Here is a 14,957-nt window from a genome sequence, read left to right as displayed (position 1 = left end):
ACACCTGCTGAAATGTTCAGCGAATGCGTTGCATCGACCGGTTGAATCCGCCGCCCGAAGCGGCTGTACGCGCTTCTCTAAAGCGGACGTAATGATGTGCGCGGGCACTGCATGACCACGAACAATGCCTCAAGTTTGTGGCAGGTGATTTCTACGATTCATTACCGCAACAGGCGCAACTGAGCGAACTCTTCGTACCGTAGCAAGCCATCGAAAACTACCTCATATGTCGCTTGGATGTTGTCTGTCCCGCGACCCCAATACTGACCGAAGTCAAAAGCCGTAGCTTGTGCTGATTCAAGCTGCTCTGCTGCGAGCGAAAGCCACTCGGGGCACGGCGGAAACGAACCCAACATTTGTTCGTCATCTGCCCAGGCTGTACCAACGTAGTGGTCAGCCAGGGCCAAGCGCCAAAAACTGCTTGGTCCAACGTTCTCATCGATACAGCGCAGAAATTCGGTAGCTATGCTGCCCGGTCCGACCAGCCACCCAAGCGCGGCGTCACGGTGCCAACGCAGCAGATGCGCGTCGTCCGGAAATTTTCGAGTTGCTACCAAAGCGCTCGTGAAAGCCTCTTTGCTTGCTCCAACTGCGTTGTAACTTCGAAGCAGGCTCAAGAACTCGGCTTGAGTGAGTTCCTCAAGGGTACGGCTTTCAAGCAAGTGGAGCTCCACTCGAGAAATGAAGTGCTTACGTCGGGATTTCATTCGGCTGGTCAGTCAGTACCACTCTTCGGCCGCATGGCGACCCGAGCGGAGCCATTGCTTCAAACGTCGGCTCGTGGCCGATCGCCGAAGTCTAGCCCGCCGGCCGGGGCGGTATCGCTTCGTCAAGATGGGATGGCTGTTTGCTTACGTCCAAGTGACGGCTACAGTTGATAAACAAATCCATCCATTGTGCGGACGTCTCAAAGCCTTGGGCTTGTCGCCGCCGCTTATGACAAACCTTAGGCAGCAGTGAACTTTCCGCGCGTCATCGGTTTGCTTGTCTTACTTGCCGGCGTCGTGCTTCAACCTGTCGGTTGGATGTACACGCACTGGTTCACAGCAGTCTCTTTTGCGGCAATTTTCGTCGGGGTCATCTTGTTACTGCAGGGTGACGAAGATGCTGACGGCGACAGTGGGATCAGGCGCGTTTCGGGGCGTGAGTTGCCGGGGGACATTCACGGGAACAGCGGCCAAATGAAAGGTGGTCGCTCAACGTCGTGGGAGACTCATCACGGCTCGGAAGGCAGTGGCTCCGGTGATTGAGCTGGCGCCGCTCTGGCTGCTCATCTCGTCCCCTCGACCAGCCGTTCTGGGTCCGAAGTACCGAGTAGGCGACAGGCTTTGGCCGGCCACAAGCGGTCGCCCATACCATCCGCGCGCGCTTTAACCCCATTGCCCCGCTGGTCCCGACATAGGGGCTTCCCGTGGGAAATGCCTGTGGTGATGAGGTAGGGCGACTCGGGGCCGCGGTGCGTCCCGACCGGGCTTCTCCGGGTTCGCGCTTCCGCGCTCATCTCCTTCGGGGACTGCTGCGCAGCCCTCCATATCCCTGTCGCTTGCGCCCGCTGGACTCCGGCCTCGCGGCCGAGTCGGTGGCGCTGCGCGCCAAAGGCGGCGCCTGCAGCGCCTCGCAGGCTTCAAGGGACTGGATGCAGACGTCGTCCGCTCGCCATCGGGGCGATGGATCTGCTTTCCGGTGCCGGCCCTTTCCGACACCTAGCCGCTTCGCTTCGGGCTGCGGCCTCGTGCCCGCCCTTGCACATCCCTTCGTGGTCGATTTCGCCACAAACCCCGCAGTCTCAGTCTTCCTCATGCGCCCGGTACTGCCCCATCAGCGTCTGCTGCGTTGCCGGTGGCACCGCCTCGTAGTGCGACAGCGCGATGGTGTAGCGCCCCTGTCCGCTGGTCATCGCATTGAGGCGCGACTGGTAGCTGGCCAGTTCGGCCATCGGCACCTGGCCGCGAACGACCACGGTGCCTGCGCCTGCGGCCGACGTGCCTGTGACCAGGCCCCGGCGGGTTGAAAGATCGCCGGTGACGTCGCCGACCGACTGCTCCGGCACGGCGATCTCGATCTCGACGATCGGCTCGAGCACCACCGGCCGTGCCTCGCGGATGGCCGCCATGAAGGCCTTGCGGCCGGCGGTGGCGAAGGCGATGTCCTTGCTGTCGACGCTGTGGTGCTTGCCGTCGTGCACCACCACGCGCACGTCGACCACCGGATAGCCGGCGATCGCACCGCACGCCAGCACTTCGCGCACGCCTTTCTCGACCGCAGGGATGAAATGCCCCGGAATCGCGCCGCCGCGAACCTCGTCGGCAAACTCGAAGCCGCCGCCGCGCGCCAGCGGCTCGATGCGCAGGAAGACTTCACCGAACTGGCCGGCGCCGCCGGTCTGCTTCTTGTGGCGGTGATGGCCCTCGGCCGGCGCGGTCACGGTCTCGCGGTAGGCGATGCGCGGCGGCCGCGTCTGCACCTCGAAGCGGTACACCTCGCGCAGGCGGTCGAGCACGATGCGCAGGTGAAGCTCGCTCAGGCCGTAGAGCACCGTCTCGTTGGTCGCCATCACGTGCTCGATGCGCAGGCAGGGGTCCTCGGCCGCGAGCTTGCCAAGGATCTCCCAGGCGCGCTGCTCGTCGCCATGGCGCTTGGGCTCCACGGCCAGGCCGTGCACCGGCACCGGAAACGCCAGCGGCGCGAGATGCACATGGCTGTCCTCGGCCGCATCGTGCAGCACGGCATCGAAGTGGATCTCGTCGACCTTGGCCACCGCCACGATGTCGCCCGGCACCGCGTGCGACACCTCGACATGGTCCTTGCCCTGCAGCATGAACAGGTGACCCACCTTGAAGGGTTTGCGGCCATCGCCGATGTAGAGCTGGCTGTCGCGCGTGAGCGTGCCCTGGTGCACGCGAAAGATGCCCATCTTGCCGACGTAGGGGTCGATGGTGACCTTGAACACATGCGCCAGCACGTGCAGCGACGGGTCGGGCCTGGCCTGCATGGGCTTGGCCTGCGCGCCCTCGCCGACGATGAAGTCCGGCGGGTTGGCCTCGCTCGGGTCGGGCAGGAGCTTGACGATCACGTCCAGCAGTTCGGCCACGCCGGCGCCGCTGCGCGACGAGACGAAGCACACCGGAATCAGGTGGCCTTCGCGCAGCGCCTGCTCGAGCGGCGCGTGCAGCTCGGCCGGATTCACGTCGCCCTCCTCGAGGTAGCGCTCGACGAAGGCCGCGTCGACCTCGACCACCTGTTCCACCAGCGCGCGGTGCGCCGCCTCGACGGGGCCGAAGTCGGACTGCCCGAAGCGGTTGAAGAAGCAGTCCACCACCTGCCTGCCGACCCCGTCGGGCAGGTTCAGCGGCAGGCATTCGCGGCCGAAAGTGGCCTGGATGTCGGCCAGCAGGCCCGCCAGCGAGATGCCCTGCGAGTCGATCTTGTTGACGATGATCATGCGCGCGAGATGACGCGAGGCCGCGTACGCCATCATGCGCACCGTCATCGGCTCGATGCCGGTGGCGGCGTTGATGACCACCGCCACCGTTTCGACCGCCTCCAGCGCCGGCAGGCTCTGGCCGAGGAAGTCGGGGCCGCCGGGCGTGTCGATGAAGTGGATGCGCGTGCCGGCATGCGTGAGGTGCAGCACCGATGCATTGAGCGAGTGCTGCAGTCGGCGCTCCAGGGGGTCATGGTCGCTGACGGTGCTGCCGCGCTCGACGCTGCCGCAGGCCTTGATGGCACCCGCCTTGAACAACAGGGCCTCGGCGAGGGAGGTCTTGCCGGCGGCGGCGGCGCCGACGAGCGCCAGTGTTCGCACCGCTCCCATTTCGGCCGCGAGGCCGTTCGATCGGCTTGGCATGGCTGCACTCCTTCGCATCCGGAAGGCCGACCCGGCGGCCCGCAGGGGCTCGGGTGCTGCGCACGGACGCCAGGCCAGCGTACGGGATCGGCCGGGCCGGCGCAAGCCGATTGGCACCCGGCCCTCAGAAAACGGCCGACAGCGCGAGCGTCAGCAGCAGCCCCATCACGGAGATCACCGTCTCCATCACCGACCAGGTCTTGATCGTCTGCCCTACCGTGAGGCCGAAGTATTCCTTCACCAGCCAGAAGCCCGCGTCGTTCACATGGGAGAAGAACAGCGAGCCGGCACCGATGGCCAGCACCACGAGCGACAGGTGGTTGGTCGACAGCCCGCCGGCCAGCGGCGCGATGATGCCCGCCGCGGTGACGGTCGCCACGGTGGCGGAGCCGGTCGCCAGGCGAATCAGCACCGCCACGATCCAGCCCAGCACCAGCGTCGACAGGCCCGCCGCGAGCGCGATCTTGGCGATGGCATTGCCGGTGCCGCCATCGACGAGCGCCTGCTTGAACCCGCCGCCAGCGCCCACGATGAGCATGACGCCCACCACCGGCAGCAGGCTGTCGGCGATCTTCCTGGCCAGCACGGGCAGCGTGAAGCCCACGGCGGTGCCGAAGGTCACCATGGCCAGCAACACGGCCACCAGCAGGGCGAAGACGGGGTCGCCGATGAAGTCGAGCACCGGCCGCAGCGGGGCCGACTTGTCCAGCCAGATGTCGGCCGCCGCCTTCAGCAGCATCAGCACCAGGGGAGACAGCAGGGTGACCAGGGTCCATGCGAAGGTGGGGCTTGCACTCGGCTTCTGGTCGCCTGCATTGCCAGCCGACCCCGAGGCCGTGACCGCCAGCCCCGCGCCGGCCGCGCCGATCGGCACCAGCCGGGCCGCCAGCAGGCCGAAGAGCGGCCCGGCCACGGCCACCGTCGGGATCGCGATCAGCAGCCCGAGCGCCAGGGTCACGCCGACGTTCGCATGCAGGATGGCGATGGCGGCGAGCGGCCCCGGGTGCGGCGGAATGAACCCGTGCAGCACCGACAGGCCGGCCAGCGCCGGAATGCCGAGCCGCATGGCGGGGCCCTTGGAGCGGTGCACCGCGAGCATGACCACGGGAATCAGCAGCACGAGCCCGATCTCGAAGAACATCGGTATGCCGATGATGCTGGCGACCAGCGCCATCTTCCAGGGCAGCGTGGCGGGGCGCCCGCGCAGCAGCGTCTCGACCAGCCTGTCGGCGCCGCCGGAATCCGCCAGCAGCTTGCCCAGCATCGCGCCCAGTGCGATGAGCACGCCCACGTAGCCCAGCACGCCGCCCACGCCGTTTTCATAGGACGCCGTCACCTTGTCCAGCGGAATGCCCGAACCGACGCCGACGAAGAGCGCGCCGATGGTCAGGGCCAGGAAGGCATGCAGCTTCAGCCACACGATCAGCACGACCAGCAGCGCGATGCCGATGGCCGCGACGGCCAGCACCTGGATGTCGTGCGCGTTCAGCGCGGTGGAAGCGTCCATTTATTTCAGGCCCAGGGTTTCGATGATGGTCTGGGCCAGCGCGGAGGGCGCCGGGCCGATGTCGACGCGAATCGCGGGCTCGTCCGCCGCGGGCTCTTCCAGGTCGGCGAACTGGCTGTCGAGCAGGCTGGGCGGCATGAAGTGGCCGTGGCGGGCCATGAGGCGCGAGGCGATGGTCTCGCGCGAGCCGTGGAGGTAGGCGAACACCACGCCCGCGCCGCGCCGGTTGATCACCTCGCGGTAGGAGCGCTTGAGCGCCGAGCAGGTGATGAGCCCATGCTCGCCGGCGTCGATGCGCTCGTCCACCCAGTCCGCCACCTTGCGCAGCCAGGGTGCGCGGTCTTCGTCGGTGAGCGGATGTCCCGCTTCCATCTTGGCGATGTTCGCAGGCGGATGGAGTGCATCGCCTTCCTCGAAGGGCCAGGACAGGCGGCCCGCGAGGATGGCGGCCACGGTCGTCTTGCCGCAGCCTGAGACGCCCATGAGCACCAGCACCTGCGGTTTTTGAGTGGAAAGAGGCATTGGTTTCCTTGTCAGCCCAGCGCGTCGTTCAGTTGTTCGCGGAACTCGGTCAGGCTCACGGCCGCGCCGATCTCGCGCGGCAGCGCATCGCGCACCGAGAATACGCCGACAACCTTCCTGCCCGCCACCAGCGGCAGATGGCGAAAGCCCCTCTCCAGCATGAGCACCACCGCGTCGGACACCGGCATTTCCGGTGGCACGCAGATCGGGTTGGGCGTCATGACTTCGCGCACCGGCGTGCGATCGGGGTCGAGCCCCCGCGCCAGCACACGGGTCATCAGGTCGCGCTCGGTCAGGATGCCCACCAGGACGTCCGGCAGCTCCATGACGAGCACGCTGCCGCAGTTGGCGCGCGTCATCACGCAGGCGGCGTCGCGCACGCTGGCCTGCGGAGCGAGGCTGATCAGGTGCGTGCGGGAGATGGATTGGAAAACGGTGCGCTCGGCCATGGTGCGCCCTCCTGAAAGAGGGCCAATGGTGCCCCGGGCCGCCGATCAGCGCAAGGAGGCGTTCAGCCGCTCGAGCGCCGCGGCACCGGGGCACAACTCGGCAGGCCCCAGCGCGTTGAGCGGCCGGCTGCTGGTGTTGAGGGCAGTGTGCAGGTCGGTGGCCAGCGGATCGACATACAGCAGGCCGGTGACCACCTCGCCCATTTCCTGGTGGCGCTGCATGTAGGCCATGGCGGCGTGGCGGTCGCCGGGCGTGTAGTCGGGGTGCAGGCTGCGCAGGCGCAGCAGCGTGCCGTCGTGCTGGCGCACGTCCATCACCTCGCCCGGCTCGATGTCGACGGAAATCTCGTCCCGCCCGCTGATGAAGTCGATGCGGCTCACCGCTTCGTTGTGCTCGCGCACGTAGTCGTAGCTCTTGGTGCTGCCGGGATGGTTGTTGAAGGCCACGCACGGACTGATCACATCGATGAACGCCGAACCGCCGTGGCTGATCGCGCCCTTGATGAGCGGCACCAGCTGCGCCTTGTTGCCCGAGAAGCCGCGCCCCACGTAGCTGGCGCCCAGCTGCAGCGCCATGGCCACCAGGTCGACCGGGCTGTCGGTGTTGACCACGCCCCTCTTGCTCTTGGAGCCCTGGTCGGCCGTGGCCGAGAACTGGCCCTTGGTCAGGCCGTAGACGCCGTTGTTCTCCACGATGTAGGCCATGCGCACGCCGCGCCGCATGGCGTGGGCGAACTGGCCCAGGCCGATGGAGGCCGAGTCGCCGTCTCCGGAAACGCCCAGGTACAGCAGGTCGCGGTTGGCGAGGTTGGCGCCGGTCAGCACGCTGGGCATGCGGCCGTGCACTGTGTTGAAGCCGTGCGAGGCCCCCAGGAAGTAGTCCGGCGTCTTGGAGCTGCAGCCGATGCCCGAGAGCTTGGCTACGCGATGCGGCTCGATGTCCAGCTCCCAGCAGGCCTCGATGATGGCGGCCGAGATCGAGTCGTGGCCGCAGCCGGCGCACAACGTGGAGATCTTTCCTTCGTAGTCGCGCCGCGTGTAGCCCACCTTGTTGACGGCCAGCGTCGGATGGCGCAGCCTGGGCTTGGCGAGGTAGGTCATGCCGCCTCCTTCGTCGGATGAACATGCGTGGCGATGGCCTGCACGATGAAGCGCGCGGTGATCGGCGTGCCGTCGAAATGCAGCACCCGGATCAGCCGCGCCGGATCGGCATCCAGCTCGTTGACCAGCAGGCTGCGCATCTGCGCGTCGCGGTTCTGCTCGACCACGAACACCTTCTCGTGCTGCGCCACGAACTGCGCCACGCTCTCGGGAAAGGGAAAGGCGCGCAGCCGCATGGCATCGAGGTGGATGCCCCGCGCTTCGAGCGCATCCAGCGCCTCATGCATCGACGGGCTGGTCGAGCCGAAATAGATCACGCCCAGCGCGGTCTTGCGGGCCGCGGGCCGCAGCACCGGCTGCGGCACCAGCGTGGCCGCGGTCGCGAACTTCTTCAGCAGCCGCTCCATGTTGTAGATGTAGTCCGGCCCGCGCTCCGAATACCGGGCATAGGCGTCGCGCGTGGTGCCGCGCGTGAAGTAGCTGCCCTTGGTCGGGTGCGTGCCCGGCAGCGTGCGCCAGGGAATGCCGTCGCCGTCCACGTCCTTGTAGCGGCCGAAGTCGCGGCCCGCCTCCAGCTCATCGGCGCTCATGACCTTGCCGCGGTCGTAGGCCTGGCTGTCGTCCCAGGCAAAGGGCTCGCACAGCCGCTGGTTCATGCCGATGTCCAGGTCAGTCATCAGGAACACGGGCGTCTGCAGCCGGTCGGCCAGGTCCAGCGCCGCCGCCGCGTGTGCGAAGCACTCGTGCGGGTCCTCGGGAAACAGCAGCACGTGCTTGGTATCGCCGTGCGAGGCATAGGCGCAGGCCAGGATGTCGGCCTGCTGCGTGCGCGTGGGCATGCCGGTGGAGGGCCCACCGCGCTGCACGTTGATCAAGGTGATCGGAATCTCCGCGAAGTAGGCCAGACCGATGAATTCGGCCATCAGCGAAATGCCGGGCCCCGAGGTCGCGGTGAAGGCGCGCGCGCCGTTCCAGCCAGCGCCGACCACCATGCCGATCGAGGCCAGCTCGTCCTCCGCCTGCACGATGGCGAAGCGGTGCTGGCCGGTGGCCGGGTCCACCCGGAACTTGCTGCAGTACTTCTGGAAGGCCTCGGCCACCGAGGAAGACGGCGTGATCGGGTACCAGGCCGCGACCGTGGCGCCGCCATACACGCAGCCCAGCGCCGCGGCGCTGTTGCCGTCCACGAAGATGCGCCCGCCCACCCGGTCGGCGCGCCGCACCTGCAGCCCCACCGGCTCGCGCAGGTTCTCCCGCGCGAAGTCGCAGCCCAGGTGCAGCGCCTGCACGTTGGAGGCCAGCAGCTTTTCCTTGCCCTTGTACTGCTCGCCGAACAGCTTCTCGACCACCTCGGGCTCGATGCCCAGCAGGACAGCCAGGGCGCCCACGTAGACGATGTTCTTGAACAGCTGGCGCTGGCGCGGGTCTTGATAGACGGCGTTGCAGATCTCGGTGAGCGGCATGCCGATCACGCGGATGTCGTCGCGAAACCTGGAAGGCGGCAGCGGCCGGGTGCTGTCGTAGAAAAGGTAGCCGCCCGGCGCCAGCTCGGCCACGTCGGCGTCCCAGGTCTGCGGGTTCATCGCCACCATCATGTCGGTGCCGCCGCGCCGCCCCAGGTGCCCGTCTTCGGTCACGCGCACCTCGTACCAGGTCGGCAGGCCCTGGATGTTGCTCGGGAAGATGTTGCGCGGGCTCACTGGCACGCCCATGCGCAGGATGGCCTTGGCGAACAGCTCGTTGGCCGAAGCCGAGCCCGAGCCGTTGACGTTGGCGAACTTGATGACGAAGTCGTTGACCGCCTCGATCTGCTGTTGCGTCATGCGGCCACCCCCTGCCCCGCCGGCGTCATCTTCAGCAGGAACTTCTGCATGTCCCAGGCGCCCGTGGGGCAGCGCTCGGCACACAGGCCGCAATGCAGGCAGACGTCTTCGTCCTTGACCATGACGCGCCCCGTCTTGAGCCCGCCCGACACGTACAGGTCCTGCGCCAGGTTCAACGCCGGCGCCTTGAGCCGGGGCCTCAGTTCGTCCTCTTCGGCGTTGTCGACGAAGTTGATGCAGTCCATCGGGCAGATGTCGACGCAGGCATCGCACTCGATGCAGGCAGCCTCGGTGAACACGGTCTGCACGTCGCAGTTCAGGCAGCGCTCGGCCTCCTTGAAGGCGGTGGCGGCGTCGAAGCCCAGTTCCACTTCCACGCGGATGCTGGCCAGCGCCGTCTCGGCCTTGGCCCACGGCACCTTGTAGCGCAGGTCGTTGGAGGTGTCGTTGTCGTAGCTCCACTCGTGGATGCCCATCTTCTGCGACACCAGGTTGGTCATGGGTGCCGGCCGCACGTAGACCGGCTCGGCGCGCAGCAGCTTGTCGATGGACACCGCCGCCTCGTGGCCGTGGGCGACGGCCGTGATGATGTTCTTCGGCCCGAAGGCCGCATCGCCGCCGAAGAACACGTTCGGCACCGAGGACTGGAAGGTGTTCTTGTCGAGCACCGGCAGGCCCCACTTGTCGAAGTCGATGCCGCAATCGCGCTCGATCCAGGGGAATGCGTTTTCCTGGCCCACCGCCACCAGCACGTCGTCGCATTCGAAGTACGCCTCCGGCTCGCCGGTGGGCACCAGCGAGCGCCGGCCCTCGGCGTCGTACTCGGCGCGCACGATCTCGAAGCGCATGCCCACGAGCTTGCCGTCCTCGTGCACGAAGGCCTTCGGCACATGGAAGTTGATGATCGGGATGCCCTCGTGCGCGGCGTCTTCCTTCTCCCAGGGCGAGGCCTTCATCTCCTCGAAGCCGCTGCGCACGATGACCTTCACGTCGGTGCCGCCCAGGCGGCGCGCCGACCGGCAGCAGTCCATGGCCGTGTTGCCGCCGCCCAGCACGATCACGCGCCGGCCGATGCTGCTGACGTGGCCGAAGGACACGGAGTTCAGCCAGTCGATGCCGATGTGGATGCCGGCCGCGGCTTCCTGCCGCCCCGGCACGTCGAGGTCGCGCCCGCGCGGTGCGCCGCAGCCGACGAAGATCGCATCCCAGTCCTGCGCCATCAGCGCCTTCATCGACGCGATGCGCTCGCCGCCGCGGAATTCCACGCCCAGGTCCAGCACGTAGCCCGTCTCTTCGTCGATGACCGACTCGGGCAGGCGAAAGCGCGGAATCTGCGTGCGGATGAACCCGCCGGCCTTGGCCTCGCCGTCGAACACCGTCACCTCGTGGCCCAGCGGTGCCAGGTCGCGCGCGACCGTGAGCGAGGCCGGCCCGGCGCCGATGCAGGCGACACGCTTGCCGTTCTTCGGCACGGGCTGGGGCATGCGCGCGCGGACGTCGTCCTTCATGTCGGCCGCCACGCGCTTGAGCCGGCAGATCGCCACCGGCTCCGGCGCCTCGGCGTTGCTTTCTTCCACCCGGCCGCGCCGGCAAGCCGGCTCGCAGGGCCGGTCGCAGGTGCGCCCCAGGATGCCGGGAAAGACGTTGGAGGCCCAGTTGATCATGTAAGCGTCGCCGTAGCGGCGCTGCGCGATCATGCGTATGTATTCGGGGACGGGCGTGTGCGCCGGGCAGGCGTACTGGCAATCGACGACTTTGTGGAAATAGGTCGGGTCGGCAATATTCGTTCGCTGCAACGCATATCTCCTGGCTGTCGCCTGGAGCCCCGGAGGGGCCGGCGAGTGGCTTTTTCGCGAGTATGCGCCGCGCCTGCGCACGCGCGGGCTTGGTGGAATCCCGCAGCAATCTAGGTATTTACCCTTGCGTACCGATACGTAGACACCCGCCGGGCGGCTACGGACGACAGCGCCGCGGCGGCCGGACAGACTCGCCGCAACGGCCTCGCGCGGCTTCGCGGCGGGCCGCAGCCAGAGACAAGGACCCCTTTCCATGACCGCCTTCGCAAGCAGCGCGACCGCCGGCGCCTCCAGCCCCGACGCCATCGCCGACAACAACACCCCCTACACCTTCGAAGAAAAGCGCAAGCGCATCTTCGCCATCTTCGCCGCCTCGTCCGGCAACCTGGTGGAGTGGTTCGACTTCTACGTCTACGCCTTCTGCGCCATCTATTTCGCGCCGGCCTTCTTCCCCAAGTCCGACCCGACGGTGCAGCTGCTGAACACGGCCGGCGTGTTCGCCGCCGGCTTCCTGATGCGCCCGATCGGCGGCTGGCTCTTCGGCCGCCTGGCCGACCGCAAGGGCCGCAAGACCTCGATGGTGACCTCGGTGGTCATGATGTGCGTGGGCTCGCTGGTGATCGCCTGCCTGCCGACCTACGCGCAGATCGGTGCCGCGGCGCCCGCGCTGCTGCTGCTCGCGCGGCTGCTGCAGGGCCTGTCGGTCGGCGGCGAGTACGGCACCACCGCCACCTACATGAGCGAAGTGGCGATGCGCGGACAGCGCGGCTTCTTCTCGTCCTTCCAGTACGTCACGCTGATCGGCGGCCAGTTGCTGGCCGTGGTCGTGGTGGTCGTGCTGCAGCAGGTGCTGGATGAGGCTGAACTGCGCAGCTGGGGCTGGCGCATTCCCTTCGTGCTGGGCGCCGTGGCCGCCATCGTGGCCCTGATGCTGCGCCGCACGCTGACCGAGACCGCCAGCACCAAGACCCGCGCCGCCAAGGGCGCAGGCAGCATGGCCGAACTGTTCAAGCACCACAAGCGCGCCTTCTTCGTGGTGCTGGGCTACACGGCCGGCGGCTCGCTGATCTTCTACACGTTCACCACCTACATGCAGAAGTACCTGGTGAACTCGGCCGGCATGTCGATCAAGACCGCCAGCAACATCATGACGGCCTGCCTGTTCATCTACATGTGCATGCAGCCGCTGTTCGGCGCGCTGTCGGACCGCATCGGACGCCGCAGCAACATGCTGCTCTTCGGCGCCCTGGGCGTGCTGATGACGGTGCCGGTGCTGACCAGCCTGCAGAGCGTGCGCAGCCCGCTGATGGCCGGCGTGCTCATCACCCTGGCGCTGGCGGTGGTGAGCTTCTACACCTCGATCAGCGGCATCGTGAAGGCCGAGATGTTCCCGCCCGAAGTGCGCGCGCTGGGCGTGGGCCTGTCGTACGCCGTGGGCAATGCCATCTTCGGCGGCAGCGCCGAATACGTGGCGCTCGGACTGAAGTCGATCGGCCACGAGTCGTACTTCTACTGGTACGTGACCGGCATGATGGCCCTGGCATTCCTGGTGAGCCTGCTGCTGCCGAAGCAGGCGACCTACCTGCACAACGACAAGTAGGTTGCCGGGCGCCCTCTCGAGGCCCGGCAGGCCGGTTGGAGGGGGCGAGGCCGCCTCGGCCGGCGTCTGGCTGTCCTCTCACACGTTCCGGCCTGCAGGTGCTGGATTGCCGCGAAGCGGATTCAGCGAATGACGAACGCCAGGTTGGCCAGCACGTAGCCGACGGGCATGAACACCCCTCCTCCCGCGTATTGCAGCTCCAGCGCGTCCTGTTGCCCCCCGGAAACCGACCCGGCAGTGCCGAGGGTGCTCGAAGCGCGACGCGTGCCGAGCTGGATGGTCGAGCCCGACTTGGCGGCGGCCACCTTCATGCCGTCGGCGCTGCTCGCGACCGCGGTCCAGGCACCGGCGTCGCTGGTCACACGCCAGGTCCGGCCGATGTCACTGGACTCGTAGATGCGGCCGCCGCTGGTCGCGGCCACGGCATAGCGGCCGTCGGCGGAGGTGGCGATGCCTCGCCAGTCCCGGCTGACGGTCTGCGCATCCCACGTGGTCCCCGAATCGGTGGACACCCAGACGGCGCCCGTGTCCACGGTGGCATACAGGATGCTGCCGTCGGCAGAAGCCGCCGCCGACCACCAGAACTGGCTGCTCGCGCGCGCGGTCCAGCTCACGCCGTAGTCGGTCGAGACATACAGCTGGGCGCCATTGGTGGCCGCCACGAGTACCCGGCCATCGGCCGAAGAGGCCACGGCACGCCAGGGCCGGTCCGACTCACGCGCCGTCCAGCTGCTGCCGCCGTCCGAGGAGGTCCAGATCTGCCCCAGGTAGGCGGTCGCGACCAGGCGCGAGCCGTCGGCGGAACTGGCCACCGCGCTCCAGGCTCGGGACGATCCGTCGTTGGACCACGAGTTGCCGCCGTCGGTCGAGCGGAAAAGCGCACCGCCGTTGGTCGAGGCGAGCAGCGCGAGGCCATCGCTAGAAGAAGCGACGCCACTCCAGGTCTGTCCCGTGAGGCGCAGGCTCCAGGTCGCACCGGAATCGCTCGATGTGTACAGATCGCCGCTGCCGGCTGCCGCCGCCAGGCGGGTGGCATCAGCGGACGAGGCCAGGCTGCTCCAGCTGCTGGTGGGCGCCACCGAGCGCCAGTCGAAGTCCGTTCCGCCGGGCAGGCCGCGCGTGTCGATGCGCTGCCCCGCGTTCTGCGCGATGGTCCACCCGCCGCTGCCCACCCCCACCACCTTGATCCAATCGCCCACCGTGGGCGCGGCGGGCAGGGTGAGCGTGACGCCGGTGGTCGAATTCGCCTGATAGCCGGTGTTCGACTCGGTCTGGAAACTCGAGGCCGTGACGTTGACCCAGCGCGTGTCGGCCGGCGCGGCCGCGCACACGAAGGCTGTGGCCGTGACCTCTGCGGCGTCGAGCACGCCGTTGGCGTTCAGGTCCAGCCCGGACTGCACGCGTTGGCCGCCATAGGTGCAGGTGCCGCCCGGTGCTTCGGCGGCGAATGCGAGCAGGCTGTCGCGGCCGCTCGCCCCCGCAGCGCCCGTCGCGCCCGGCGCACCGCCGCAGACGTAGGCCGAACTGGTCACCTCCGCGTCCTCGAGCACGTCATTGCGGTTCAGGTCCTTGCCGGCCAGCACCTGCGAGCCGCCCTGCGCGCAGTGGCTTCCGGGGGGTTCGGCCCGCATGCGTACCAGCGTGCTGAGGCCATCCACCCCGGCGGTGGCGTTGCAGATGTACTGCGTGGACGTGACTTCGCTGTCAGCGAGCACGCGATTGCTGTCCGCGTCCAGGCCGGCCTCGACGCGTGCGCCGCCCAAGGTGCAGTTGACGCCGACCGCCTCCGGCTTGACGCGCATCAGCACCGTGGATTCGCCGGATGTGCCGGCGGGCGCAGGCGCGGCGGGCTGCTGCGCGGCGGGAAAGAGGTTGGCCGCGTTGCTTGAGCCGCCTCCGCCTCCACCTCCGCCGCAGGCGAACAGTGCGAGAGACCCGGCCAGCGCTGCGGCGAGACGGGCATTGCGAAAGATGCGGCGGTATGCGAGTGTGGACGAAGACATGGGCAGAGGCGATGAATGGACGAAGACGCGCCTTGGCGCCGCGCAGGTGAAACGGAACGCAACCGATTGTAAAAATTGCTGCCGGAAAATGGAATCCCAAAAGGCAAGCAGAGGAACGCGCTTGGGAACAACACCGGTCTTGCGCCCGGTGCGACGTCGAATCTTTGTGGATGAGATACGCGGCACCCGGAGCCGCCCCGCGGCATTGCGCAGTCGTGCCTTCCGACGACGGCAAAATGCGACAGGCCGGAGTCGGCGGCGGATTCAACCGGTCGATGCAACGCATTCGCTGAACATTTCAGCAGGTGT

Annotated in this window: 10 protein-coding genes; 1 reads left to right on the top strand and 9 read right to left on the bottom strand. The window is 67.7% G+C overall.

Features of this window, described 5'->3' with window-relative positions; genetic code table 11:
- Nucleotides 1-161: 161 nt before the first annotated feature.
- From QRN67_RS33155 to QRN67_RS33120, 8 genes are all read right to left on the bottom strand, one after another.
- A complete protein-coding gene (locus QRN67_RS33155) occupies nucleotides 162-707 on the bottom strand; it encodes a hypothetical protein (protein WP_285415319.1) in 546 nt (181 codons plus the stop codon).
- Nucleotides 708-1,786: 1,079 nt separating this feature from the next.
- Nucleotides 1,787-3,847, bottom strand: a complete 2,061-nt coding sequence (fusA, locus tag QRN67_RS33150; RefSeq protein ID WP_285415318.1) for an elongation factor G — start codon at nucleotides 3,845-3,847, stop codon at nucleotides 1,787-1,789.
- Between the two features lie 124 nt (nucleotides 3,848-3,971).
- On the bottom strand, nucleotides 3,972-5,354 hold the full coding sequence (locus QRN67_RS33145; protein ID WP_285415316.1) for a GntT/GntP/DsdX family permease: 1,383 nt from the start codon (nucleotides 5,352-5,354) through the stop codon (nucleotides 3,972-3,974).
- The gene (locus tag QRN67_RS33140; protein ID WP_285415314.1) at nucleotides 5,355-5,876 is read right to left on the bottom strand and encodes a gluconokinase; all 522 of its coding nucleotides are present in this window, start codon (nucleotides 5,874-5,876) and stop codon (nucleotides 5,355-5,357) included.
- A gap of 11 nt (nucleotides 5,877-5,887) precedes the next feature.
- Entirely contained in the window at nucleotides 5,888-6,325 is a 438-nt protein-coding gene (locus QRN67_RS33135) for a CBS domain-containing protein (RefSeq protein WP_285415312.1), read from the bottom strand.
- A 45-nt stretch (nucleotides 6,326-6,370) separates the two neighbouring features.
- Nucleotides 6,371-7,426: a 2-oxoacid:ferredoxin oxidoreductase subunit beta gene (locus QRN67_RS33130; protein ID WP_285415310.1), complete on the bottom strand. Its 1,056-nt coding sequence runs from the start codon at nucleotides 7,424-7,426 to the stop codon at nucleotides 6,371-6,373.
- Nucleotides 7,423-9,249, bottom strand: a complete 1,827-nt coding sequence (locus QRN67_RS33125) for a 2-oxoacid:acceptor oxidoreductase subunit alpha (protein ID WP_081268933.1) — start codon at nucleotides 9,247-9,249, stop codon at nucleotides 7,423-7,425. Before QRN67_RS33125 ends, QRN67_RS33130 begins: the two co-directional genes overlap by 4 nt.
- Nucleotides 9,246-11,045: an FAD-dependent oxidoreductase gene (locus QRN67_RS33120; protein ID WP_285415308.1), complete on the bottom strand. Its 1,800-nt coding sequence runs from the start codon at nucleotides 11,043-11,045 to the stop codon at nucleotides 9,246-9,248. Before QRN67_RS33120 ends, QRN67_RS33125 begins: the two co-directional genes overlap by 4 nt.
- 253 nt (nucleotides 11,046-11,298) lie before the next feature.
- Between QRN67_RS33120 and QRN67_RS33115 the strand changes: the two genes are divergently transcribed.
- Nucleotides 11,299-12,645, top strand: coding sequence for an MFS family transporter (locus tag QRN67_RS33115; RefSeq protein WP_285415306.1), 1,347 nt, complete (start codon nucleotides 11,299-11,301; stop codon nucleotides 12,643-12,645).
- 122 nt (nucleotides 12,646-12,767) lie between these two features.
- Here the strand turns inward: QRN67_RS33115 and QRN67_RS33110 are convergent, their stop codons facing one another.
- The gene (locus QRN67_RS33110) at nucleotides 12,768-14,648 is read right to left on the bottom strand and encodes a WD40/YVTN/BNR-like repeat-containing protein (protein ID WP_285415304.1); all 1,881 of its coding nucleotides are present in this window, start codon (nucleotides 14,646-14,648) and stop codon (nucleotides 12,768-12,770) included.
- Nucleotides 14,649-14,957 lie beyond the last annotated feature (309 nt).

The organism is Variovorax sp. efr-133-TYG-130, assembly GCF_030208835.1.
Classification (GTDB): Bacteria; Pseudomonadota; Gammaproteobacteria; order Burkholderiales; family Burkholderiaceae_C; genus Variovorax.
This window is presented reverse-complemented; position numbering and strand designations above follow the sequence as displayed.

Excerpts from the sequence above, each read along its gene's own strand:
- QRN67_RS33155 (WP_285415319.1), bottom strand. The coding sequence starts at position 707 with ATGAAATCCCGACGTAAGCACTTCATTTCTCGAGTGGAGCTCCACTTG.
- fusA (WP_285415318.1), bottom strand. The coding sequence starts at position 3,847 with ATGCCAAGCCGATCGAACGGCCTCGCGGCCGAAATGGGAGCGGTGCGA.
- QRN67_RS33145 (WP_285415316.1), bottom strand. The coding sequence starts at position 5,354 with ATGGACGCTTCCACCGCGCTGAACGCGCACGACATCCAGGTGCTGGCC.
- QRN67_RS33140 (WP_285415314.1), bottom strand. The coding sequence starts at position 5,876 with ATGCCTCTTTCCACTCAAAAACCGCAGGTGCTGGTGCTCATGGGCGTC.
- QRN67_RS33135 (WP_285415312.1), bottom strand. The coding sequence starts at position 6,325 with ATGGCCGAGCGCACCGTTTTCCAATCCATCTCCCGCACGCACCTGATC.
- QRN67_RS33130 (WP_285415310.1), bottom strand. The coding sequence starts at position 7,426 with ATGACCTACCTCGCCAAGCCCAGGCTGCGCCATCCGACGCTGGCCGTC.
- QRN67_RS33125 (WP_081268933.1), bottom strand. The coding sequence starts at position 9,249 with ATGACGCAACAGCAGATCGAGGCGGTCAACGACTTCGTCATCAAGTTC.
- QRN67_RS33115 (WP_285415306.1), top strand. The coding sequence starts at position 11,299 with ATGACCGCCTTCGCAAGCAGCGCGACCGCCGGCGCCTCCAGCCCCGAC.
- QRN67_RS33110 (WP_285415304.1), bottom strand. The coding sequence starts at position 14,648 with ATGTCTTCGTCCACACTCGCATACCGCCGCATCTTTCGCAATGCCCGT.